Source organism: Deltaproteobacteria bacterium, assembly GCA_009929795.1.
Taxonomy (GTDB): Bacteria; Desulfobacterota; Desulfovibrionia; order Desulfovibrionales; family Desulfomicrobiaceae; genus RZZR01.
Window position 1 is genome coordinate 1 of the sequence record RZZR01000036.1, and the last position, 24,201, is coordinate 24,201.

The 24,201-nt window shown below is 63.2% G+C and carries 18 protein-coding genes; 11 read left to right on the plus strand and 7 right to left on the minus strand.

From position 1 onward, the window contains the following. Positions 1 to 183 precede the first annotated feature (183 nt). Together EOM25_05905 and EOM25_05910 are read left to right on the plus strand one after the other, a co-directional pair. Complete coding sequence (locus tag EOM25_05905) at positions 184 to 432, plus strand: UPF0175 family protein (GenBank protein ID NCC24721.1); 249 nt, start codon at positions 184 to 186, stop codon at positions 430 to 432. Continuing rightward, entirely contained in the window at positions 425 to 919 is a 495-nt protein-coding gene (locus tag EOM25_05910; protein NCC24722.1) for a DUF3368 domain-containing protein, read from the plus strand. The genes EOM25_05905 and EOM25_05910 overlap by 8 nt, the downstream gene beginning before the upstream one ends. Positions 920 to 1,198: 279 nt before the next feature. Here EOM25_05910 and EOM25_05915 read toward each other — a convergent pair whose 3' ends face one another. Then, positions 1,199 to 2,758: a glycerol-3-phosphate dehydrogenase/oxidase gene (locus EOM25_05915; GenBank protein ID NCC24723.1), complete on the minus strand. Its 1,560-nt coding sequence runs from the start codon at positions 2,756 to 2,758 to the stop codon at positions 1,199 to 1,201. A gap of 111 nt (positions 2,759 to 2,869) precedes the next feature. Between EOM25_05915 and EOM25_05920 the strand changes: the two genes are divergently transcribed. The 8 genes from EOM25_05920 to EOM25_05955 all read left to right on the plus strand — a co-directional run bounded on the left by EOM25_05920 (position 2,870) and on the right by EOM25_05955 (position 11,320). Continuing rightward, positions 2,870 to 3,592, plus strand: a complete 723-nt coding sequence (locus tag EOM25_05920) for a hypothetical protein (protein ID NCC24724.1) — start codon at positions 2,870 to 2,872, stop codon at positions 3,590 to 3,592. A gap of 4 nt (positions 3,593 to 3,596) precedes the next feature. After that, on the plus strand, positions 3,597 to 4,607 hold the full coding sequence (locus EOM25_05925; GenBank protein ID NCC24725.1) for a tRNA-dihydrouridine synthase family protein: 1,011 nt from the start codon (positions 3,597 to 3,599) through the stop codon (positions 4,605 to 4,607). After that, positions 4,597 to 5,466: a 4-hydroxy-3-methylbut-2-enyl diphosphate reductase gene (gene ispH, locus EOM25_05930; GenBank protein ID NCC24726.1), complete on the plus strand. Its 870-nt coding sequence runs from the start codon at positions 4,597 to 4,599 to the stop codon at positions 5,464 to 5,466. The genes EOM25_05925 and ispH overlap by 11 nt, the downstream gene beginning before the upstream one ends. Positions 5,467 to 5,474: 8 nt before the next feature. Next, a complete protein-coding gene (locus tag EOM25_05935) occupies positions 5,475 to 6,437 on the plus strand; it encodes a chemotaxis signal transduction protein CheV (GenBank protein ID NCC24727.1) in 963 nt (320 codons plus the stop codon). Next, positions 6,434 to 7,324: a class I SAM-dependent rRNA methyltransferase gene (locus tag EOM25_05940; protein ID NCC24728.1), complete on the plus strand. Its 891-nt coding sequence runs from the start codon at positions 6,434 to 6,436 to the stop codon at positions 7,322 to 7,324. Before EOM25_05935 ends, EOM25_05940 begins: the two co-directional genes overlap by 4 nt. A gap of 175 nt (positions 7,325 to 7,499) precedes the next feature. Next, positions 7,500 to 8,564 carry a phosphotransacetylase family protein gene (locus EOM25_05945; GenBank protein NCC24729.1) on the plus strand — a complete coding sequence of 355 codons (1,065 nt, stop codon included), beginning with the start codon at positions 7,500 to 7,502 and terminating at the stop codon, positions 8,562 to 8,564. 96 nt (positions 8,565 to 8,660) lie between these two features. Beyond that, the gene (locus EOM25_05950) at positions 8,661 to 10,790 is read left to right on the plus strand and encodes an ATP-dependent helicase (protein ID NCC24730.1); all 2,130 of its coding nucleotides are present in this window, start codon (positions 8,661 to 8,663) and stop codon (positions 10,788 to 10,790) included. Further along, positions 10,787 to 11,320, plus strand: coding sequence for an acyl-CoA thioesterase (locus tag EOM25_05955; protein ID NCC24731.1), 534 nt, complete (start codon positions 10,787 to 10,789; stop codon positions 11,318 to 11,320). Before EOM25_05950 ends, EOM25_05955 begins: the two co-directional genes overlap by 4 nt. Here EOM25_05955 and EOM25_05960 read toward each other — a convergent pair. From EOM25_05960 to EOM25_05985, 6 genes are read right to left on the minus strand one after another with little or no spacing between them, the layout of a single operon-like run. Further along, on the minus strand, positions 11,305 to 12,483 hold the full coding sequence (locus tag EOM25_05960; GenBank protein ID NCC24732.1) for a DUF4434 domain-containing protein: 1,179 nt from the start codon (positions 12,481 to 12,483) through the stop codon (positions 11,305 to 11,307). The two genes, EOM25_05955 and EOM25_05960, sit on opposite strands and share 16 nt — an antisense overlap. Further along, on the minus strand, positions 12,419 to 16,330 hold the full coding sequence (locus EOM25_05965) for a tetratricopeptide repeat protein (protein NCC24733.1): 3,912 nt from the start codon (positions 16,328 to 16,330) through the stop codon (positions 12,419 to 12,421). Before EOM25_05965 ends, EOM25_05960 begins: the two co-directional genes overlap by 65 nt. Beyond that, on the minus strand, positions 16,165 to 18,435 hold the full coding sequence (gene nrfB, locus EOM25_05970) for a phage adsorption protein NrfB (GenBank protein ID NCC24734.1): 2,271 nt from the start codon (positions 18,433 to 18,435) through the stop codon (positions 16,165 to 16,167). Before nrfB ends, EOM25_05965 begins: the two co-directional genes overlap by 166 nt. A gap of 3 nt (positions 18,436 to 18,438) precedes the next feature. Then, a complete protein-coding gene (locus EOM25_05975; protein ID NCC24735.1) occupies positions 18,439 to 19,614 on the minus strand; it encodes a UDP-N-acetylglucosamine 2-epimerase (non-hydrolyzing) in 1,176 nt (391 codons plus the stop codon). Between the two features lie 59 nt (positions 19,615 to 19,673). After that, positions 19,674 to 21,245, minus strand: coding sequence for a 4Fe-4S dicluster domain-containing protein (locus EOM25_05980; GenBank protein ID NCC24736.1), 1,572 nt, complete (start codon positions 21,243 to 21,245; stop codon positions 19,674 to 19,676). A 4-nt stretch (positions 21,246 to 21,249) separates the two neighbouring features. Continuing rightward, positions 21,250 to 22,173 carry a DUF362 domain-containing protein gene (locus tag EOM25_05985; protein NCC24737.1) on the minus strand — a complete coding sequence of 308 codons (924 nt, stop codon included), beginning with the start codon at positions 22,171 to 22,173 and terminating at the stop codon, positions 21,250 to 21,252. Between the two features lie 188 nt (positions 22,174 to 22,361). Between EOM25_05985 and EOM25_05990 the strand changes: the two genes are divergently transcribed. Continuing rightward, positions 22,362 to 23,906 (plus strand): hypothetical protein, encoded by a 1,545-nt coding sequence (locus tag EOM25_05990; protein ID NCC24738.1) that lies wholly within the window; start codon positions 22,362 to 22,364, stop codon positions 23,904 to 23,906. Positions 23,907 to 24,201: the final 295 nt, after the last annotated feature.

The window sequence follows — 24,201 nt, forward strand, 5'->3', positions numbered from 1 at the left end:
AACCGGCCTATCGTAACGCATGTTGAAGCCAAAGCCTCCAAGAGGAATTGCGGCTGAGTGTAGTTACAAGCCTCGTCCTTCAGGGCGAGGTCGTTGACTATGAAAGGATATATCCCCATGCCAAATCTTGGAAAAAATTGACGCACGGTCTTTGGATGAGGCCTCAAAATGAAAGGAACTGCCATGCTTTTGACCATAGAAATTCCTCGCCATCTTCCCGATGTCGTCCAATGTACGCCGGAAGAGTTTTCCAGACAGGCTAAAATGGCCATGGCCGTAAAGCTTTATGAAATGGGCAAGATATCTTCGGGCATCGCGGCCCGGATGCTGGGCATGGAACGGGTCCATTTCCTGCTTCAGCTTGGCGAGTATGGGGTGCCCATGATCGACCTGAGTCGGGAAGATCTAGAATCGGACCTGCGCAATGCCTGACGCCCACAGAGAGCTGGTCATCAATACGACGCCGCTCATTGCCTTGGCTGTGGCAACCGGCGGGTTGGATGTCCTGCGTATCTGCTATGACCGTGTCCTTGTGCCCAATGAGGTCGAGCAGGAAATCCTGGCATCTGGTCCGCATGCGCCAGGCGTGGCGGACTTCACGGCAAGCCCTTGGCTCGAACGATCGAGGATGCCGCAAGAGATTTCCTCCTATTTGCGAAACTCCCTTGATCGCGGCGAAGCAGCGGTCATCCAGGCCGCTTTGCACCATGAACTCGCGCTGGTCTGCATCGACGAAAAAATGGGACGACGGGCCGCTCGCTTGCACGGCTTGGTCGTGACCGGTTCCGCCGGTATTCTGGTGAAGGCCAAACGGCTGGGATTTCCTTTGGATATACCGGCATCGATCGCCCGCCTGAAACGCCACGGGATTTGGCTCGGCAAGGACGTTGAACAATTCCTCCTCAGGGAGGGATATTAGCCGTCCACTGCGGCCTTGCACGATTTTGGATCATTCCTCGGACAAAATTGGATGCAGCAGGCTTCACGCATCAGGGCTGCTTTTCAGAAATCAGGTGGCAAAAATCTTCAATGTCGATGTTCGATAATGCCCGGCGATTTTTTTGATGGCCTTTATCCAACATATTTCCTCCGGCAAATGCATTTTTTGTAAATTTGTCGGCGAAAATTCGCAAAAGCCTGTCGAATACCAGTTCCTGATTCCGGAAAACACTATTTCACGTCGGCCAGTAAGTCCCGGTCAGGCTGGGACATAGCCCCGGGCCAAGTCCAGAAACCGATCGGTCTCATCCCGGACCCAGGCCTCGCTTCGGCCCAGTTCGGTTGCCAGCATGGCGGCCACCTCGGAGGCGATGTCCATGGCCGCCCGGGCGTCCAGGAGCAGGGCCCTGGTCCGGCGGGACAGAACGTCCTCTACGGTGCGGGCCATCTCGTGGCGGGCGGCCCAGACAACTTCGGCCCGGATGTAGGGAAGCCTGTCGTGGAGCCTTTCGCCCAGGACCGGGTTGTCCCGGGCCAGGGCCATGATCTTTGGGGCGTCGGTACCGTGGACGTGGAGGTGGTCCGAGCGGTCGACATGCTTCAGCCAGCCGTGAATGCGAAGTTCCTTGGTCCGGCAGGGCCGGTCGTCGAGTCCGGCCACCAGGGCGGCGCTGCGGACGGTCTCCTGGGCCATGCGCCGGTACGTGGTCCACTTGCCCCCGGTGATGGTCACCAGGCCGGATCGGGAGACCATGAGCAGGTGGTCGCGGCTGACCGAGGCCGTGTTGCGCTCTCCGGCCGGGTCCACCAGGGGCCGCAGGCCGGCGAAGACGCTCAAAACATCGGTCCGGGTCGGCTTGCGGGCCAGGTAGAGGGAGGCGCAGTCCAGGATGGAGTCCACTTCCTCCTCCAGTGCCCTGGGTTCCAGTTCAACCTTGGGCATGGGGGTGTCCGTGGTTCCGACGACCACCCGGTCGTGCCAGGGCACGGCAAAGAGGACCCGTCCGTCCTCGACCCTGGGGATCATGATGGCCGTGTCCCCGGGCAGGAAGGACTTGCCCAGGATGAGGTGGACCCCCTGGCTCGGCCGGATGATTTTTGGCTTTCCCGGTTCGTCCATGTCCAGGATCTCGTCGGTGAAGACCCCGGTGGCGTTGACCACGGCCCGGGCGTGGATGCCGTATTCCCGGCCGGTCTCCAGATCCCGGGCGACGACCCCGTCGACCATGTCTGCGGACTTGCGCAGTCCGGTCACCTTGACGTAGTTGAGCACCGTTGCCCCGTGGTCCACCGCAGTCTGGGCCAGGTTCACGGCCAGGCGGGAGTCGTCGAACTGGCCGTCGTGGTAGACCACTCCCCCGCGCAGCCCATCGGCCCGCAGGGTGGGGATCCGTCCCAGGGTTTCCTCCCGGGAGATGTTCCGGGAAGGACCCAGGCCGAGCTTGCCGGCCAGCATGTCGTAGACCTTGAGGCCGACGCCGTAGAATGGCCCGTCCCACCAGTCGTAGACCGGGACGACAAAGGCCTGGTTGCCGACCAGGTGCGGGGCGTTCTGAAGCAGCAGGCCTCGCTCGTGCAAGGCCTCAAGGACCAGGGAGACGTTGCCCTGGCGGAGGTAGCGGACCCCGCCGTGGACCAGCTTGGTGCTTCGGCTGGAGGTGCCCTTGGAAAAGTCGTTCTGCTCCAGAAGCAGGGTCGAGTATCCCCGGGAGGCCGAGTCCACGGCCACACCCAGGCCGGTGGCCCCGCCGCCGATGACGACAAGATCCCAATATCCCTGTTCCCGCTTGAGTGTTTCGATCATGATTTCTCGGTTCACGGCTCTCCTTCCTGACGATGTTCGGGAATCGAATCCGCCCCAGGTCAATCACGGCCGAGTCCGGCGGTCAAGGCGTTTTTTTCCGTTCGAAGAGCCAACGGAGGGCGGGCCGTGCGCATAAGCGGGTACGGTGGGGCTTTTGGGAGGGGGCTCGGTGGGGATCGCCGGGAGGGATTCCGCAGACGGCATGTCCTGGGCCAGGTGGTGGGAGGCCGGGTGCTCCGCGTCCAGTCCCCGGGCATGGTCTGGATCGAGATCGACGGCCAGCCCCTGCTCTCGGCCCTGGAGGGAGAGCCGGTGGTCGGACAGATCATGTTCTTCGAGATCGTCAGCCTCGCGCCCCGCATCGTCCTTCGGCTGGTGGACGGAGGCCGTGGCGGAGTGCTTGGCGATCCGGCCCTGTGCCGGGAGTTCGTCTTTGGGCTTCAGGACCGGCTTCGGGAGCGACTTGGGGGCCGGATGGTCCCGGGCAACGGCGATTGGGAAACCAGACGGCTCAATTTTGTCCGGGTTCTGAGTGAGGATAATGAGGCCCTGGGGGCCTGGCTGGAACTGGCCGAACTGGAAGAGCACGCGGGCCGGATCCTGCTCGGCCGGGGCTGGCTGTTCCGGTTCGCCCCCTGGCTCTCGGGACTGGTGGAGCGGGCCGAGGTTCTTTTCCAGCCGGGCGGGCCGGAAGTCGGACTTCCGAGGTGGACCCTGGCCGGCATGGTTGAAGCGGGCTGGATCAGGTCCACGAACGAGCGGGAGGGGCAGGCCCGGTTTTTTCCGGCAAATGGTCCGCTTCTGCCGGAGCTGATTATGGCCGGGCGCGGCCTGAACACTGTGGTCTGACCCGATGCGCACGACAGATATTTCCCCCGCGGCCGAGCTGCTGCCCTTTGGGCCCCATCTTCCCTGGCTGGCTCCTTTGGCCGGGTATTCGGATCTGCCGTTTCGTCTGCTCTGCCGGGAACTGGGGTGCGCGGCGGCCTGCACGGAGATGGTCAGCGCCAAGGGATTGGTGTATGGAAGTTCGGGGACCTCGTCCTTGACAGCGACATGCCCGGAGGACCGGCCCCTGGTGGTCCAGCTGTTCGGGTCTGAGCCGGAGTTTCTGGCCCGGGCCACAGGGATTTTAAGGGATCAGGGGCACACCTTTTTTGACCTCAATGCCGGGTGCCCGGTGCGCAAGGTGGTCTCATCCGGGAGCGGAGCGGCCCTGATGGCCGATCCGGCCAAGACCGTGGCCCTGGTCCGGGCCATGGTCGCCGAGGCCGGTCCAGGCCGGGTGGGGGTCAAGATCAGGCTCGGGTGGGAGATGAAACGACCGACCTATGTGGAGCTCGGGCCGGCCCTGGAAGAGGCCGGGGCAGCCTGGATCACGCTGCATCCCCGCTACGGCCGCCAAGGGTTTTCCGGCCGGGCCGACTGGGTCTGCGTGGCCCGGCTGGTCGATGTGGTCTCCATTCCGGTCCTGGCCAGCGGGGATCTGTTTACGGCCAAAGACGCCCTGGCCTGCCTGGACCAAAGCCGGGCGACTGGGGTCATGTTCGCCCGGGGGGCCTTGACCGACCCGGCCATTTTCAGGCGGTTCGCCACAGTCATGGAGTGTGGGTCCGAAGACGCCGACATTCCGGGCCCGGCCTGGATGGTCTCCCGGCTGGCTGAACTCAGCCGCCGATTCGGGGGCGAGGAACGGGCCCTTTTGCGGATGCGGACCCTGGCCCCAAGGATGGTCAAGGGCCTGCCCGGGGCCAAGCTCTTTCGCCGGGACTTGACTTCCTGCGACTCCTGGGAAAGCGTGCAGAATATCCTGGAACGAATTGAAGCGGCCAGAGCGGAGGAGATTTCAAGCTATGCCCCATGACACAGCCCGAACGGTGATCCTGGCCAAGACGGCCGGGTTCTGCATGGGCGTGGGCCTGGCCCTGCGCAAGCTGGACAAGGCCGTGGCCGAGTCGACAGGAAGGATATTCACCCACGGGCCCATCATCCACAACCCCCAGGTCCTGGCCCGGTACGAATCCCTCGGGGTTCGCCAGTTGGCCTCGGACATCCAGGCCGGAGCGGGAGACACGGTGGTGGTCCGGGCCCACGGCATCCCCCTGGCCGAGCAGAAGGCCCTGGAGGCCCTGGGGGTTCGGGTGGTGGACGCCACCTGCCCCAAGGTCAAGAAGGCCCAGGTGCTCATTGCCGAGCAGGCCGCCCAGGGCCGGACGCTGCTCCTCTTCGGGGAGCCCGAGCATCCCGAGGTCAAGGGGCTGGTCAGCTATGCGCGCGGGCAGTCAATGATCTTCGACTCCGTGGACGGCCTGCGTGAGGCCCTGGCCGGACGGATTTCCGGGCAATGCTTTTTTCTGGCGGCCCAGACCACCCAGGCCAGGGACATGTTCGGCAGGGTTCGCGAAGTGGTCCTGGACCTGTGCGGGGAGGAGACTCCGATCCTGGACACCATCTGCGACGCGACCAAGGAGCGCCAGGAGGAGGTGGTCGAGATCGCCGCCCAGGTGGAGGCCATGGTCGTGGTCGGAGGAAAAAACAGCGGCAACACGCGTCGTCTGGCGGCCGTGGCCCGGGAAAGCGGCGTGTTCTGCGTCCATGTGGAGACCGCCGGGGAACTGGCCGGGGCCTTGAATCCGGAGTACCGCGTCGTGGGGCTGGCAGCCGGAGCCTCGACTCCGGGAGACATCATCGAGGAAGTACGCCAGGCGCTTCTGGCATCGTGAGGGGCTTCATGCAGCAGACCAATATCCTTCTGGAGACCGGGACCAACGAACTGGAGATCGTCGAGTTCTATCTGGACGAGAAGATGCCGGGTGATGAGACCCCCTATCGAGGCTATTACGGGGTGAACGTGGCCAAGGTTTTGGAGATCATCAACAAGCCCAAGCGGGTGACCGAAATGCCCGAGAGGTCCCACCCCTCGGTTCTGGGGGCCTTTAACCAACGCTCGGCCATCATCCCCCTGGTCGATCTGAGCCTCTGGCTGGGCAAGACCATGCACCCCGGCCCGGCCCCCAAGGTCATCGTCACCGAATTCAACCGGGTGGTGAACGCCTTTCTGGTTTCCGGGGTGACCAGAATTCACAGGATGAGCTGGGAATCGGTGGAGCCTCCGGGGCAATACGTCTCGGCCTTTAGCGCCAACTGCATCACCGGGGTGGTCAAGCTGGAGAACCGGATCCTGTTCCTGCTCGACCTGGAAAAGGTCGTGGCCGAACTCAACCCCCAGCTGGCCCTCAGGCTGGACGATACCTTGGAATGGGGAGGGGGCGATCGCTACACGGCCCTGATCGTCGACGATTCCCAGACGGTTAGAAACATGCTCAAGGACGTCCTTGAAAAGGCCAACTTTCTGGTCCGGACCGCCTCCGACGGAGACGACGCCTGGAAGACCTTGGCGAGCCTGAACGAGCAGGCCCAGAAACAGGGGGTCAGGCTGGACGATCTCGTCCAGATCGTCATCTCGGACATTGAGATGCCCTCGGTGGACGGATTCAGTCTGACCAGAAAAATCAAATCCAGTCCCGAGTTCTCGTTCCTGCCGGTCATCCTCTTCTCCTCCCTGATCACGGACAAGCTTCGACACAAGGGTCTGTCCGTGGGGGCTGACGATCAGATATCCAAGCCTGAGGTTAGTAATCTAGCCATAAAGGCCAAGAAACTGATCGAGGAGCGCCGGGCTGGGGCGCGATGAAGAGGGGGAGACCTGGATGGTCCAAGGAGGTCAGGGTCCTGTCCGGAGGCTGGGACGGTCATGAACTCGTTGATTCCGGGGGGCGTCGAAAGCTGGAGCGGTTCGGCGAGATCCTTGTGGTCCGGAGCGAACCCAAGGCCTGGTGGAATCCGGCTCTGCCCGCAGAGGTCTGGGACCGGGCCGTGGCCGAGCACGACGATAGCGCCTGGCGACTTAAGCCGGGACTGGCCCGGGAATGGGTCCTCGGCTTTCGGTCTCTGCGTCTGGAGGCTCGGTTCACGGAGACGTCCAAGCACGTGGGCGTTTTTCCAGAGCAGTACGGACATTGGACGTGGATCGAGGAGCGGGCCCGCTCCGTTGGGGGATCCCGGGATCTGACGCTTCTCAACCTCTTCGGGTACACCGGGGCGGCCTCTCTGGCGGCGGCTCGGTGCGGGTTTTTGGTCACCCATGTGGACGCCTCCAGGCCCGCCCTGGCCTGGGCCAGGCGAAATCAGGAATTGTCGGGGCTCGTGGAGACACCCATTCGCTGGATTCTGGACGACGCCCTGAAGTTCGCGGCCAGAGAGGTCCGGCGGGGGAGGAAATACGACGCCATCCTTCTCGATCCGCCTTCTTTCGGCCGGGGGCCAAAGAACGAGACCTGGAAGGCGGAGCGGCATCTGACGGAACTTCTGGCGGTCTGTCGCTCGCTGCTCAGTCGGAGACCGGTGCTCTTTCTCCTGACCATGTATAACATCGAGGCCTCGTCCCTCATGCTCGGAAACCTCCTGTGCGACGGACTGGACGGGTTCGGGGGGACCGTGGAGACCGGGGAGCTGGTCCTGCCCCATGCGGGTTCGGACCGGGTTTTGCCCCTGTCCATCTTCGGACGGTGGTCGATTTGAGGGCCAGGGTTCGAAAACGGCGCCAAACACGCGTCGCGAGACCCGCGCCTCTTACCGATGACTTAGCGCCTTTCATCGGTTTTTCCGTGGCGGTTCGCGGGACGCTCTGAAAGAATCAACACCGCGAATTCGACAATGTCCGCCCGAGGACGGGCACAATGACGAGGAGGAACATATGGTTGGAATCTACGTGGGGGCGACGTCCGGCTATTCCGGCAAGAATATGGTGGCCATGGGGTTGGGCCTCAAGCTGCAGAAGGACGGCTTCAACGTCGGCTACATGAAGCCGGTGGGGGCCATGCCCATGGAGAAGAACGGGGTCCTGGGAGACGAGGACGCCTTTTTTGTCCAGGAAGTCCTCGGGCTGAACGAGGATCCGGCCAAAGTCACTCCGGTGGTCGTGGACCAGGACTTCAAGGTCCAGGCCTTTTCCGGCAAGTGCGAGAACCTCGTTCCAAAGATCAAGGCCGCCTACGACGAGTTGAGCAAGGGCAAGGACGTCATGATCGTGGCCGGGTCGGGCAGCATGTTCTCAGGCCGCTACTGCCATGTGGACGGGGTGACCCTAGTCAAGGACCTCAACCTCAAGTGCATGATCATCGACCGCTACCAGAAGGAGCTCAAGTACGACTATCTGACGGTCATCAAGGACCTTCTGGGCGATCAGTTCATCGGGGCCGTGCTGAACGACATCCCGACGAGCTTCAATGACGAGCTGAACACCATGCTCATTCCGTTTCTGGAGAGCAAGGGTATCCACATCCTCGGGGTGTTCCCCAGCGATCCGCTCATGGGAGCCATCAAAATAGCTTCCTTGGCCGAGCGCCTGGGCGGCAAGATCATCACCGCCCATGACAAGGCCGACCGGGTGGTGGAGAATTTCCTCATCGGGACCATGCAGGTCGAAAATTTCATGACCCACTTCCGCAAGACCAAGAATTCGGCCATCATCGTCGGCGGCGACCGGTCCGACGTCCAGCTCGTGGCCTTGGAAGGCAGCACTCAATGTCTGATACTGACCGGCAATCTCTATCCCAACGACATCATCATGACCCGGGCCGAGGTTCTGAACGTGCCCATCGTCGTGGTCCGCGATGACACATACACCGTGGCCCAGAAGATGGAGAGCATCCTTTCTCGGCACAAGCTTCGGGACATGATCAAGATCCAGCACGGGGCCCAGCTGGTCAGCTCGACCCTCGATTTCGAGACCATCAAGAAGTCCCTGGGCCTCAAATAGACCCGGAACCGACTCGACTCCGCAGCGACGCGGTTCAGCAAAAGGCGCCCCATGGCGCCTTTTGCCATTTTCGGGCCCCGGGACTATGAGGGGCGAATGCGCATCGACTACCACAGGGATCTCAATCCCAGACAACTGGAGGCCGTGACCGCCGTCGAGGGGCCGGTCATGGTCATTGCCGGGGCCGGCAGCGGCAAGACCCGGACCATCGTCTATCGGTTGGCCCGTCTGATCGAGTCGGGAGTGGATCCCACGTCCATCCTCCTTTTGACCTTCACCCGCAAGGCGGCGGGCGAGATGCTGGCCAGGGCCGGGCAATTGCTGGACATGGGGCTCGGCGGGGTCTTGGGCGGCACCTTCCACGGCTTCGCCTATTCGGTGCTTCGCCAGCACACGGCCGAGGCCGGTTTTCCCGACGGCTTCACCATCCTTGACCGGAGCGATTCTGAAGACCTGGTGGCCCAGGCCCGGCAGGAACTCGGGGTGGCCAAGGGGGAAAAGACCTTCCCCAAGAAGGGCACGGTCATGCAGCTCGTCAGCAAGGCCCGGAACAAGGAGGTCGAGCTGGAGCGGCTCATCCTGGCCGAGGCCTTTCATCTCCGGGAGTACACCGAGGATCTCGAGCGGATAGCCGAACGCTACGATCGGCTGAAGACCAAGTACGGGGCCATGGACTACGATGACCTCCTGGTCCGGCTGGACGTCCTGCTCAGGGACGCCGAGCGGGTCAGAAACCACATGGCCGGACGATTCAGCCATGTCATGGTCGACGAGTACCAGGACACGAATCTCATTCAGGCCAGGCTGATACGACGCCTCGGCGGAGAGAACGGCAACGTCATGGCCGTGGGGGACGACGCGCAGTCCATCTACGCCTTCAGAGGGGCCAATGTCCGGAACATCTACGATTTTCAGGAGCATTTTCCCGGGGCCAGGATTATCAAGCTTGAGCAGAACTACCGGTCCACCCAGCCCATCCTGGAATTGACCAACGCCATCTTGGCCCAGGCCAGGGAGGGCATTCCCAAACGCCTGTTCACCGATCGTCCGGGCTCGGAATGCCCGGAAATCGTCCGGACCGTCAGCGATCTGACCCAGGCCGGCATGGTCAAGGCCCGAATCGATGAATTGTCCGTTCGCTACCCGCTTCACGAGATCGCGGTCCTGTTTCGGGCCGGGTACCAGTCATTCCCCCTGGAGATGGCTCTGAACAAGAGTGGAGTCCGGTATCAGAAATACGGGGGGGCCAGATTCACGGATTCGGCTCACATCAAGGACATCCTCGCCTTCATGCGCCTGGTTCTGAATCCCATGGACCTGCCGGCCCTGAAACGGGCCATGGCCGGAGTCCAGGGGGTCGGGCCCAAGACCTGCGAGCGGATCTGCGAGGCCTGTTCGGCCTCGGACACGGTCTGGCTGGCCGGGCAGCGGGCCAGGAATGCCGGACTGGACGCGGTCCTTGGCATGCTGGAGGGGCTGCGTTCGACAGACCATACCCCGGCCCAGATTCTGGACGCGGTCATGGAATATTACGGCCCGATCATGGAGGTGAGGTTCGTGGACGACTATCCCCGGCGCAAGGCCGGGGTGGATCAACTGGCCCAGATCGTAGCCGGATACATGGAACTGGATGCCTTTCTGGCCGACATCTCCCTGGAGGCCCCGGAGAGTCTGGGGCGGTCGGAACACGCCGAGGACCATGTGGTTCTGTCCACGGTCCATTCGGCCAAGGGTCTAGAATGGTCCGCGGTCATCGTCATCGACCTCGTGGAGGAGCGATTTCCGTCCCGGCACGCCATGAATGGCGGGGAGGAGTTCGAGGAGGAGCGTAGGCTTCTCTATGTGGCCTGCACCCGGGCCCGGGAGTCCCTGACCCTGTTCATGCCCGAGACCCTTTTCAACCGCTACACCGGATCGAGCCTGCCGGCGGCGCCTTCGCCGTTCATCGACACCCTGCCTCCCGGCCTGGCCGTGGAGTGCCGGGAGAGCCGGACGGGCGGCCTGCTCAGGGAGGCGGTCAGGCCGGATTCTGTCCGGGATTCGATTCCGGCCCCGGGGCCGTCCGCAACCCCGACCAAGGCTCCCATCCCCGGGACCGGGTTCTGCACGCACAAGATCTTCGGACGGGGAAAGATCGTGGCGGTCGTCCCCCCCAACAAGTTTAAGGTCAATTTCATCGGGTTCGGCCTGAAGACCATTCTGGCCGACTATCTGGAGGTCGAATGAGCGAGGAAAGGCCTGTCGCCAAGCCGGTTAACGAGAGTCGGGTAGAGATGTCCTACCGGATGCTGCCCCATGACGCCAACCCGGCCGGCAACGTCCACGGCGGGGTGGTCATGAAGCTTCTAGATTCCACGGCGGCGGTGGTGGCCATGCGCCACGCACGGCAGAACGTGGTCACCGTGTCCGTGGACCGGCTGACCTTTCTCAAGCCGGTGTTCGTGGGGGAACTTCTGACCATGTCGGCCAGTCTGAACATGGTCGGAAGGACGTCCATGGAGGTCGGGGTCCGGGTCACGGCCGAGAACTTGGTCACCGGGGTGGTCCGGCACACGAACTCGGCCTATCTGAGCTTCGTGGCCATGGGGCCGGACGGAAAGCCCACGGAGGTGCCGGAGCTGATTCTGGAGACCGACGAGGATCGAAGACGGAACCGTGAGGCCAGGCTGCGACGTGAACTCCGGCTCAAGGAGCGGGAGATGGAAGAGGCCTCCCAGAGACAGGCAAGGGCCGGAGTAACTCAGTCTTCTTTGTGACAGTGTGTCTGGCCTGAATCATTTTTTGAAGAGACCTCACTCGTTCTTTCGAACGAGGAAAGGTCTTTTTTGTCAGGGTATCGGATTTCCAGGAGATATTCCCCATAGGCCCGGAAGATGTCTTCGGCCTTGGGTCCGGCCAGGGGATGGACATAATCGGGCAGGCTGAAGGCCGTGATGGGCGTGTCGGTCAGGCTGCGGGCCTGAGCCAACTGGGAGGCGATTCTGGCCATGGGGGCCGGGATGAAGCCGCGGCCGTCCGGAGTCGGGGCAAAGGTTTCGACCACCACGCTGACCCTCGTGCCGACCTCGGCCAGGGCTGGGACCAGGGCCTGGAGGTAGGCGGCCGATTCGGTTTGGAGGAGCCGTTCGGTACCCAGGCCGTCCTGATAAAGAACGAGTCCGATCCCTCCGGCGCAGGCCAAGCGGGCCATGAACCGGGCAAAGCCCCGGGGATCGTCCTTTCCCGTGGCAAAGCAGGAGATGGCCAGACTCGAACCGGGCCGGATTATTTCCAGACCGTCGAACAGGCGGGCCAGATGCTCTTCCAGTCGGCAGCGGCGATCGGCGTCGAGCCAGGTCTGGTCGTCGATCTCCTGGGGGATGTAAAATCCGGCAAAGACGTCATCCTGGCCATAGATTTCCGTCAGGGTCCGGGCCAGGGCCAATTGATCCTGCAGGAGGCGGTTCAGGAAGACCTCCACCAAGGTGGGCTCGTTCTTGATCTCGGCCCACCAGGCCGGATCCTCGGTCAACCCGAAGCGCACTCGCAGATCGTGGCGCTTGGCGGCCTGGACCACGGCCTCCACGGCCAGGGCCGGGTCTATTCGGTCGTGGGGGACCTCCTTCCTTCGCTCCGGGGTCAGGCGCCAGAAAAAGGCCGGTTCGGTCCGCAAACTCCATTGCAGAATCAGTTCCCTGACACCCAGGGCGGCCAGGTCGGCGCAGAGGATGTCCCATTGCTCCGGGGGCCAGTTTTCGTGGCGGTCCCAGAGCTGGACAAAGGTGGCCGCAAAGGCCGGTGGACTTTCGGCCTGGCCTGGAGAGCCGATTCCGGCTAGGGCGAGGACGAGGGCCAGGACCACGAGGGTCCGGAGGCTAGAAGCGGAAGATGATGGTGGCGAAGAAGGCATTGATCTCATCGTCCTTGATGTTGTCGGCATCGAAGATGCGGCCGATCTTGTAGGCCAGGAGCAGTTCCAGGTTCCGGCGGGGCAGCTCGTACTTGGTCTCGTCGAAGAGGAACCGCCCGGAAAGGCCCAGACCTCCTTCGTAGAATGAGACGTCGTTGGCCCGGGAGCCGGACCACCACTTGGCGTCGGCCACCAGGAAGGGGCTGACGATCAGGTTGTCGTCCAGTTTCCAATTGAAGCCCTGGCGGCCTTCGATATAGGCGGTCAGTCGGGAGGGCGATTCCAGGTAGGCGTCCACCTCGCCGAAGAGGAAGGAATAGTTCCATATGGTTTCATGGGGGTGGACGTCGTCGGTGCCGTTGGCCAGGGAGAGCATGGCCCGGGCCACCCAGTTGTCCTCGCCTTGGCCGGAGAGGTTGAAGATGCGTTCCAGGCCCAGGTTCAAATTCCGGTCTTTCAAGGGTTTGTACCGCACCCCCAGGGCCCCGTCCCAGGACTTGTCCTGGACATCCAGACTGTCGGGTTTCATGTTCCAGGTCAGCCGGCCGATGAACTTGAAGATCCGGTGATCCTGAAATCCCCAATCCGGGGGAATCCAGCCCAGTTCCACACCGGAGGAGGTCCGAATGACATCGCGTTCCGGCGCGGCCAGACCGCTGGCCTGCTGGGTGCCGGTTTTGCCCGTGGTGTAGGTCAGCCAGAGGTCGAGGTCCATCTGATTGGTCAGGGCCCGGACCTCGCCGCGCATTCGCCGGACGTCCTCGGCCACGTTCCGGGCCGCAACTTCGTCGGGCACGGGTCTGAGGGGAGCGTTGTCGATGGCGTTCATGAAATGGTCCACGGCCAGGTCGTTGTCGCCTCGCTGCATGGCGATATAGCCGAGGTCCTGATGAACGGGGAGGTAGTCGGGCTCGGCGCAGACACCGTCGGTGAGCAGAGGCTGGGCCTTTTCACGTTCGTCCAGGGCCAGAAGTTCATATCCCTCGGCCACGAGAAAGGCCGGGGTGCAACGAAGGCTTGAGGCCTGGGCAAATGCCTGGGCAGCGGCCTCGTGGTCGCCTTGCTCGCGGAGCAAGCCGCCCAGCTCGTACCAGAGATCGGCGCTCGGGGCCTCGGCAAGGGCCTGGCGGTATACGGTTTCGGCCTTGTCCAGACGGCCCAGGGCCTTGGCCACCCGGGCCCGGAGCATGATGTCCGAGAGGTGCTCGTCGGGTGGCAGGTCGGCCCGGTCAAGACCGCAGAGGAGTTCGTCGGCCCGTTCCACGCGGCCCAGGGCGAAGAGGGCCCGGGCCAGCCGGAAGCGGATCAACGGCTTGCAGTCCAGTTCCAGGGCCCGTTCGTACCAGAGAGCAGCCTGATCGGGGCGTTGGAGTTCCTCGTTCAGGTAGCCCAGCAGGCCAAGGGTGGCCACGCGGTCATCCGGGGAAAGAGCCGATGGTCCGGGACCGCCGGGGGTCATGAAGGGGGCCTGTTCCAGGGCGTGGAGGGCCAGTCCGGGTTGACCGAGGCCCTCGTAGGCCCGGGCCAGGCCGATGAAGGCCTGGTCTCCTCCTCCAAGTTCGGCGGACCGGGCAAAGGCGTCTCTGGATTTGGCATTTTCGTCCAGGGTGGCGAAGAGGTAGCCGAGTTCGAGCATGCGGCCGGGGGTTTCCCCGTCCAGGATCACGGATCGTTCCAGGGCCTGGACGGCAGCTGGGAGATCGTTCTGGGCCCGAAGGATGCGGGCCGAGGATTCGGCGGCCCGGGCGGCCGTGGCCGGAGGAAGGTGAGGCTGGGTCTCGGCCCGGGTCAGGAGTTCGAGGGCCCGCTCGGGCCAGCCGGGTCTGGCCTGGGATTCCTCCAGGTCGGCCATGGTCATGAGGATTTCGCTCTGCCGGGGCCCGGAGGGCGCGGTCTTCAGACGGCGGCCAAGCAGCTCCTGGGCCTCGGGGATGTATCCAGCCTCCAGGAAGAGGGCCGTGGCCCGGGTCAGGAGATCGGTTCGGCGTTCGGCATCGAGGCCGGGCAGATCGGCGGCCCGGACCAGGGTTTTGGCGGCCGTGGCCGGGTCACCGCTCTGGCGCTGGAGATGGGCGGCCGACTCCAGGGCCGAGCGTCGTCTGGCCGAGGAAAGGTTCGGATCAGTGGCCAGGGCCAGATAGGAGGCTAGGGCGGCCTGATCTTGGCCGGCCTTGGCCCAGGCCGCGGCCGCCCGCTGGGCCAGGGTCGGATCGCGTCGTCCCCCGGCCTGCCAGGCCTGTTCGAAGTATCGGGCGGCCTGGGCGTGGCGGCCGGCTTCCCAGGCGTTGTCGGCCAGGGCGGTCAGAAGATCGGGTCGGGAATCGGGAGCCGAGAGCGCAACGGCCTGGTTCCAGGCCCGATCGGCCTCGGATCGTCGGCTCAGGGCGGCCAGGCTGTAGCCCAATTGCTCCCAGGCCTTCAAGGTTTGTTCCGGAGAAAGTCCCTGATTCAGAGCCTCGTTCAGGAGGCGCACGGCCTGCCGATGATTCTTGGCGCGGGCCTGAACCAGGGCCAGCTCGAAGCGGTTTTCGGCCGTTGGAGCCTGGGCCAGGGCCTGTTCGTAGGCCTGCCGGGCCTTTTCGTTCTGGCCTTCGGCGGCCCGGGTTCGGGCCAGGGCCAGACTGGCCTCCGGTCCGGGAAGGGTTTCGGCCCGTTTTTCAAAGGCCTGGGCCGCGCCGGCCCGGTCGCCCCGGCGTTCCCGGACGACCCCGACCAGGGCCAGAGCTTCGGCCTTGGCTTCGGGTGTCTGGGCCGTTTCGGCCACGATTTCGGCCTCATTTTCGGCCTCGTCCAGACGGCCAAGCTCGAACAGGATTCGGGCCAGGGGGACCCGGGCCGAATCATCGCCCAGGTCCACGGCCCGGCGGAAGTGGTCCACGGCCTCGTCCGGTTGACCGGAGCGGATGGAGAGTTCGGCCAGCCGGAGTTCCATGCCGACATCGGGTCCGGAGCCCGTAGTGGCACGGGCCAGCAGGGCCCGGGCCCGGTCGGGCAAATCAAGCCTGATGGCTTCCTCGGCGGCGGCCAGAAGGGCCGTGTTCCGGTCCTTCTGACTCTCGGCCCGGATGGCGGCCAGCTCGAAGGCGTCCAGGGCCCGGGCGTGTTCGCCCAAGCCGGACAATGCCTGCCCCCGAAGCATCTCGGCCCGAGGTGGAAGGATCTGACCCCCGGCTTCCAGGGCCTCCATGGTCCGGGATGGCTCCCCGTGCTTTTGGGCCAGAAAGGCCAGACTCAGGGCCGCGTCGGCCCGCTGAACAGGATTCAGGCCGGGCAGGGCCAGGATGTGCTCGAAATCGGCCCGGGCCTCGGCCTCTCGGCCCAGGCGCTCCAGAGCCCGGGCCCGGAGAAACAGGGGCAGGATGGCATTGGGACGGCTTTGGACCAAATGGTCGGCCTCGGAGAGCATGGCCTGGGTGTCGCCCACACGGCCGAGAAGGATCGCCAGCTGGAGGCGGACGTTGTCGTCCTTGGGATCGATGGCCAGGTAGGCCCGGAGTTCCCGGATCGCCCCGGCCAGATCACCCTGGGCCTGGAGGCGGTAGGCCATGTCCTGGTGGGGCCAGGTCCGGTTCTTGCGCAGCTCCCGGGCCAGGATGCCTTCGTCCGAGCGGTCGATGTCGAAGCTGGGCAGGGCCTCGTCGGCGGGGACAGCCAAGGGCAGGGCCACGAGGAGGACGCAGACCAGGGCCAGGAGGCGGATGATGGAGAGACTCACGAGGCGTCTCCGCGGGTTTCGGTCATCAGTGATTCGAGCGTGATCAGGTCGGCCACGCCCATGTCGGCCAGAATGGCCGTCAATTGCCGGTTCTGGCGATTCTGCAATTTCAGGGCCTCGTCTAGCTGGGCCCGGGTCACAGCTCCCTGCTCCAGAAGGCATTCACCCACGGGTTGCATGTCTCGGCTTTGCTCCACGCAGGAAGCCAGTTGGCCCAGATCGCCGCTCTTCATATGCCCTAGGGCCACGAAGGCCTCGCCCAGGGCCCGGTAGCCTTGACGCTGTCGTTTGCGGGCCTCGGCAATGGTGGCCTCGTCGGCCAAGCCCCGTTCCAGGAGGTGGCGGACGAGGCGTTCCTCCCGGTTTTCCCGTTCCAGACGATCAAAGCCGTATCGGATGGCAAAGGACAGGTCGCCCCGAGTGGTCAGGCGCAGTTCGATGGCCCGGTCGAATTCCCGTTCCAGAACGTGGATCTCGTCGGTGTCGGGCAAGGTCTCCACAGCCAGGATCAGCCGACCGTCAGGCGTCAGGCCGATGGGGAAGAGACGGCGGCGCACGGCCATGGCTCTGGGAACCATGGCGATGACCTTCGGGTCGACGGAGTAGGGGTCCACCTCGGCGGTCTGGATGCCGAACTGGACGCCCAGGGCCTGGAGGAGCTTGTCCTCTGCCAAGACGCCCATGTCCACGAGCACGGCGCCCAGGGGGCGGCCGGTCTGTTTCTGTCGTTTGAGGGCCTCGTCGAGCTGGGCCACGGTGACGAAGCGGCGGTCCAGAAGAAGGTCGCCCAGGCGGCGGCGGTAGCGGACCAGTTCCTCTTCGCTGGGATAGGCGTGGTCGGTCTTGTCCCAGGCCACCGGAACCCCGGTAGCCAGATGGCGCGTGTAGATACGGATGGCCCGCATGGTGGCGAAGAAGTTGATGACATTGGCCCAGACCAGGCGAAAGGGGCTCAGGAAGGCCTGCTTCAGACCGTAGATGTGGGCCACGTACCAGAACCGGATGGTCACCTGCCAGCAGAGCAGGAAGAGGTTGGCCATCATGAGCCAGTACAGGGGCGTTCCGGCGACGACGATGGGCGGGAATCGGTAGGCCCCGGGGAAGAAATAGACGTAGCCCCAGACGGCCAGGTAGACCGGGACCAGCACATTGGCAAGCATGTTGACTTGGTTGGTGATGAGGCCCGAGCGGTCGCGCACAAGCATGTAGCGGGTCCAGAATCCGCCGACCCAGCCGATGGTCTCCCAGGCCTGGAGGGTGATGCCCAGAATCCAGCGCGATTTCTGGCGGACGGCGGTCGCAAAGGTCCGGGGAAAGAATTCACGGACTCCGATGTAGTCCCGAACACGGACCAGACGCTCCCGGCCGGTGATGGGATTTTTGCGCCGGGTGGAGCGCTCCAGGGCCACCCGGGAGAAGATCTGGCGGATGCCCGGCACCGAGGCCAGGCGGATGCCGAAGTCGTAGTCCTCGGTGACCGAGCCGATGGTGAAGAGCCGGTTCTGGTTCTCGGCGGCCACACGCAGAAGCAGTTTTTTGGAAAAGGCCGTTCCAACCCCGGCCGAAGGCAGGTTCTTGCTCAAGAGTTCCCGGACGACCATGTCCCTGGAGTGGTTGTTGGCGAACTCGTCCAGATAGGTGCCCATGGTGAACTGCCACCAGAGGGGCTCCATGGGCAGGACCGGGACCTGGACCATGTCCATGCGGGGGATGAGGAAGTTGAAGAGCTTCAACAGGAGGGGGTGGACAACGTCCTCGGAGTCCTCCATGACCACGATGTCAAATTCGGTGCCGTGTTCCTTCTCGAAGTGGCGGATGCCCTCGAAGATCCAGTTCAGGCAGTCGGCCTTGGATGTCGGCCCATCCTTGGGGCAGACGATACGCTCGACGTTGCCGTAGCGCTCCCGGATCAGGTCCACCTCCCGCTGAGTGGCCGGATCGTTCGGATAGGTGCCGACGAAGATGACGTAGTTGGAGTAGTTCAGGACCTTGAGGGTGTTCTCGAGCATGCGGCGGATGACGGCCGATTCGTCCCAGCAGGGGATCATGACGGCGATTGCCTGCTCGGGCCGGGCCAGGAGATCTTCCTCGACCAGGGGCTTGGCTCCGCGCAGGCCGAAGACAAAGACTCGGCGCCAGAGTTCGCGGCCCATGCGGACCATGTCGATGAAGAGCTCGCTCAGGCCGTTCAGAAAAAAGACCAAGCCGAAGAGCCAGAGCCCGGCCTTGAGGACGATCAGAAGAACAGGCATGAATTCGAGGAGCATGGCCTAGTCTTCCCCTGGGCAGGAGCCGGCAAAGGATTCGGACGAAGAAAGCAGGAGGCCTTCGCCGCGAAGGAACCGTTTCGAGGCCAGAACGATGCGTTCGGCAGCCCGGCCATCGCCAAAGGGGTTGCCGGTTCGGCGCATGGCCTGCGAGGATTCGGATCCGGAAAGAATATCTTCAGCGGCCCGGGCGATGACCCCGGGGTCGGTACCCACCAGGCGGGCCTGTCCGCAGACCACGGCCTCGGGCCGTTCAGTGACCGACCGCAGGACCAGGACCGGAACCCCGAAGCTGGGGGCCTCCTCCTGGACACCGCCGGAGTCGGTCAGGATGAGTTCGGCCCGGTGCATGAGGCCGACGAATTCCAGATAGGGCACAGGAGGCAGAAGCAGGACCCGCTCATTGCCGCCGAGGACGGATTCCACGATCTGGCGGACGACCGGATTGGCATGGACCGGAATGACCGCGGCCGTGTCCGGATGTTCGTCCAGAATGGCGGCCACGGCCCGACAGATGCGCTCCAGGCCCGGCCCCCAGGATTCCCGGCGGTGGGAGGTGACCAGGATCATGCGCCGGTCGGCCAAAAAGGCGTCCAAATCAGTCTGGAGAGTTTCTGTCTGGGCGGCCATGTGCCGGAGGGCGTCGACCACGGTGTTGCCGGTGACCACGATCTGTTCGGCTGGGATGTTCTCGGCCCGGAGTTCCCTGGCCGCGGACTCGGTGGGCGCGAAGTGGATGTCGGCCAGGACCGAGACCAGCCGACGGTTGGCCTCCTCGGGAAAGGGGTTGTCCAGATCGTGGCTGCGCAGTCCGGCCTCGACGTGTCCCACTGGGACCCGGGCGTAGAAAGCGGCCAGGGTCGCGGAAAAAACCGAGGTGGTGTCACCCTGGACCAAGAGGAGGTCCGGCCGGTGGGCTTGCAATTCCTCAACCATGGCCTGGACCATGGCCGCAGTCATGTCGGCCAGGGTCTGGCCCGGCCGCATGACGGCCAGATCATGGTCGGGCTCGATGCCGAAGGAAGCCAGAATCGGCCCCAGCATGTCCCGGTGTTGGCCTGTGCTCAGGACCCGGACCTGGAAGGCTTCCGGATCGGCCCGGAATCCGGCGATGACCGGGGCCATCTTGACGGCCTCGGGCCTTGTGCCCAGAACGATGGTCAGGCGGTGTGGGGCCATGATGGAGTCCTTGTTCGGGTTGTTTTGAAAACCCGAGAATGGTTGTCACAGTGAGCTTATTAGAAAGGAAAATCATCATCGTAAACGATGGTTTCGTCAATGGTTTCGGTCGCGGGCTTTGTGGCCAGTTTGTGGATCGGTTTGGCCTCGACATAGATGGCCTTGAAGGGCTTGGTCGGGCAGGCAAATTCGCAGGCCCCGCAGCCGATGCAATACTCCGATTTTACTTCCGGGATGACCAGAGGCTTTTCGGCCGGGTTCGGGTAGGGAACCATGCGCACGGCCTTGGTCGGGCAATGCTCGGAGCAGGCCCCGCAATCGGTTTTGTCCGTGTGGACGACACAGTTTTCCTTGATGAATGTGGCCACCCCCAGCTGAGTGAGTTTCTTGTCTGTCGGCGCCAACGGGAGAATGGCCCCGCTTGGACAGATGTTCAGGCAGACGGTGCACTCGAAGTTGCAGAAGCCGGAGTGAAAATCCATCCTGGGCTGCATCATGCCGAAGAACCCGTATTCGAGAAGCGAGGGCGCCAAGACACGGGTCGGACAGGCGCTGACGCAGAGGTGGCAGGCGGTGCAGGTCGAGGTGAAGTGCTTGACGCTTTTGGATCCGGGGGGCGAGACCGGGCCGGTCATGGGGATGGGAATGGTCGTGGGTCGGGCTTGGACGATTTTTCGGGTCTGTTCGCCAAAGCCGGACACACCGGCAACCCACAGGGCCGAGTTGAGGATGAAGCCCCGTCGTTCCATTGCCAGCCCTTTTCCGGAGGACCGTCTCGGCCACCGGACTTCAAAGCGCAAGGCCTTGTCCCGGCAGACGGCCAGACAATTGTAGCAGGCGACGCAGCGACCGACATCCACCGTCTTTGTTTCCAGATTGATGCAGCCGGCCTTGCAGGCCCGCTCGCAGGCCCGGCATCCCCGGCAGGAGTCAGGGTCGATGCCGATGCGCAGAAACGAAAATCTGGACAAGAGTCCGAGAAGTGCGCCCACGGGGCAGACCGTGTTGCAGTAGAGACGGCCGCGCCTGGCCGAGAGCCAAATGACAAGGGCCATGGTCGCCAGGGCCACGGCAACGGACAGAGGGGCCACAGGCCCCCAGTGAACGAGATAGAGGGAGTGGACACCCATTGCTTCAAGGAGAATGGCCGCGCCGTTGTTCAGGGCCAGAACCGCGGGCCGGACAATATTCGACAGGATGCGGCCGAAGCCGCTGAAGGGGTCGAGGAGGTTGAGCAGGAAGCCGTTGCCAAAGACAAACAGGATGACGGTCAGGGTCAGGATGCCGTAGCGAAGGCCGTTGTGCGGCCTGGAGAATTCAAAACGTTTTTTAGCCTCTTTTTTTCTGGCCACGTAGCCGGTCAGGTCCTGGAATGTTCCCAGAGGACAGATGGTCGAGCAATAGACCCGGCCCAGGAGGACGGTCAAAACGACCACGATGACCCAACCCGTCGCGCCCAGGGCCGCCGTGATCAGGAACTGCAGCAGGGAAGGGGCAAATTGGAGGAAGAGAATCCCTTGGCCGACCGATGCGGGGATCATGTTCCGGAAATCGAGAAACACAAGGGCGATGAGGGTGAAGAACAGGGTCGACACCCCCACGCGCAGCCACTTCAACCAATGCAGTCCCATGCCTTCACATCTTGATGCGATGTATGGCCAAGGCACTCAGGTCCATTTGCCCCACGTTCATTTCGGCCGCCAGACGGATGTGGCGGATGTCCCCGGGTTCGTCACCGAAAAGTTTCGCGGCGGCGGCGTCGGCGGCCACCGGGTCCGTGGAGACGATGAGCGATTTCATGGGAACCACGTCGGCCACGGACACTCCCCGGGGGCCGTTGCGCTTCATGACGTTGAAGGCGTCGACAACGGTCAGGGTCGGTTTGTGGGTGGAGGCGAAATCGGCGATGCATTGATGGAGGTCGTTGCGGTGCCAGTATCCGCGGTCCCAGACCACGCCCATGAGGTTCTTCATGCCAATGGTCAATCTGGTCGAACTATGGTGCTTCAAAACCGGGACATTGATGAACACGTCGGCATCGAGGACGAGTTCGTGGACCTTGACCTCGGTCAGGCGCCGGGCATGGGGGATGGCGATCTTCTGGTAGTAGCCTTCGCTGTCGCCGGAAACGATCTTCCCGCCGACGTCCTTGACGGCCCCCTCGATGCCGCTGTTCTTGTAACTCCTCACCCAATGGTCACAGGTGTGGTCGAAGACGTAGACGTCCTTGGCCCCGGCCTGCAGGCAATGGTCGACGATGCGGGCCACGAGGTTCGGGTTGGTGTTTCCGGCCCGTTCGGGCCCGACGTCCCAGCCGATGTTCGGCTTGACCAGAACCTTGTTTCCCTTGGCCACGAAGGTCTTCATGCCTCCGAGAGAGGCCATGGCCAGGTCGAACATGGCCCCAGGTTCGCCGCCCTTGACGGCCACAAGGTCGAATTTTTCCAAGTTTGACGGCTCGGACGTCGAGGCCAGGGCGACATAGGGCCGCAGGGCCAATGCCGTTCCGGCGACGATGCCGCCGGCGATGGATTTTTTCAGGAATTCGCGTCGGTCCATGATTCCCTCCGATTCGGCCCCGGGATTGTTCCCGAAGGCGGCCTGTTTCGTTTTTCGATCTTCTCAAATCCGATACGATCGGAGTCATGGGACGTCAATGGAATTGTGGTCCTGGATCAGGGCGGCCAGTTTTCCGTTCTTGGCAGACACCGCGCCCTGGGCTATGTCCTGGACCGAGGAGACCAGCCATGACCAGAAAGAAATTGCCCATCGGTGTGCAGACTTTTAGCGAAATTCGCCAAGGCGGCTACTACTACGTGGACAAGAGCGGTTATGCCGTGGACCTGGCCGACCAGGGGAAGTACTATTTTCTCTCTCGGCCCCGGCGCTTCGGCAAGAGCTTGCTCGTGGACACCTTCAAGGAACTCTTCGAGGGCCACCGGGACCTCTTCGTCGGCCTGGCCGCGGAGCAGCGCTGGGACTGGTCCATCCAATACCCGGTACTCAAATTCAGTTTCGCCGGCGGAGGCATGGGCAGCCTGGAGGATTTGCGCGTCAGCCTGGACCGCCAACTGGCCGACCACGAAATCCGCCTGGAACTCAATCCGCGATACGAGCAGGCCGGGGCTCGGCTGGCCGATCTCATCCAACACACTCGCACGAAAAGCGGCCGGAACGTGGTCGTCCTCATAGACGAGTACGACAAGCCCATCCTGGACGCCCTGCCCGACCGCGAGGCCGCCCGGGTCAACCGCGACGCATTGCGAGACTTCTACTCGGTGATTAAGGACAATGACGCATCTGTTCGCTTTGCCTTTCTGACCGGGGTCTCCAAGTTCAGCAAGGCCGGCATCTTTTCCGGGCTGAACAATCTTTTGGACATCACCGTGGATGAGCGATGGTCGGCCCTGTGCGGCTATACCGAGAACGATCTGGGCACGATCTTCGCCCCGGAACTGGAGGGTTTGGACCGGGAAGAAATCCGTCGCTGGTACAACGGGTACAACTGGACGGGCGAGAAGGTCTACAACCCCTTCGACATTCTGGTCTTCTTCTCCAAGCGAACCTTCGCCCCCTACTGGTTCGAGACCGGCACACCCACTTTTTTGGTCGAACTGCTTCTTGAACGGGGCGTGTACACACCCAGTCTGGAACTGTTTTTTTCCACCGAGGCGATTCTTTCGGCATTCGACGTGGACACCATGGCCGTGGAGGCACTGCTGTTCCAGACCGGGTATCTGACCATCACCGGTACACGACCCCGGGGCGTACGGAACGAATACCGGCTCGGCTACCCCAATCTTGAGGTTCAAAGCGCCCTGAACGATGTGCTGGTCAAGGCCCTTCTGGCCGACCCTTCCCAGGGCGAGGCCGCCATGAGCCGCTTGTATCAGGTACTGATCCAATTCGATTTTGCGGCCCTGCAAACCCATTTTCAGGCCCTGTTCGCCTCCATCCCCCATGACTGGCACCGACGAAACGACATCGCCCGTTTTGAGGGCTACTACGCCAGCGTGTTTTATTCCCACTTTGCCGCTTTGGGACTCGACATCCGGGTCGAGGACGCCACCAGCCGGGGCCGGGTGGACATGACCGTCTTCTTTGAGGGTCGGGTGCTCGTCTTCGAGTTCAAGGTCGTGGAGCTGGAACCTGAAGGTCGGGCCATGGAGCAGCTTTTGTTTCGGGACTACGCGGCCAAGTACCGGGATCGGGGTGAGCCCGTGTTTTTGATCGGCGTGGAGTTCAGCCGGGAAAAGCGAAGCGTGGCCGGGTTCGAGTGGCGAGAGGCCTAGGTGGGCAAAATTAAGACTCCTGGTTGGTTGGGTCGCCATGGTATCGATTCCGATACGATACGATTGTTCATTGTTCGTTGGAGGGAATTTCCCGGCGGTTGAGCTTGAGAAGCGATCCTTATAAGGACCGACAGAGAGGTCGGAAAAAACTCGCGGGACTTAACCTGACTTGGCGCGGGTTGGGCCAGGATAAAGTCGAGGAGGTGACATGGATTTCGAAGACTATCCGGACGAGGTCAGGTCAAAAGCCGAGTTCATCGTCAACGAACGCTTCCGTCTGAACGACCGGAACCAG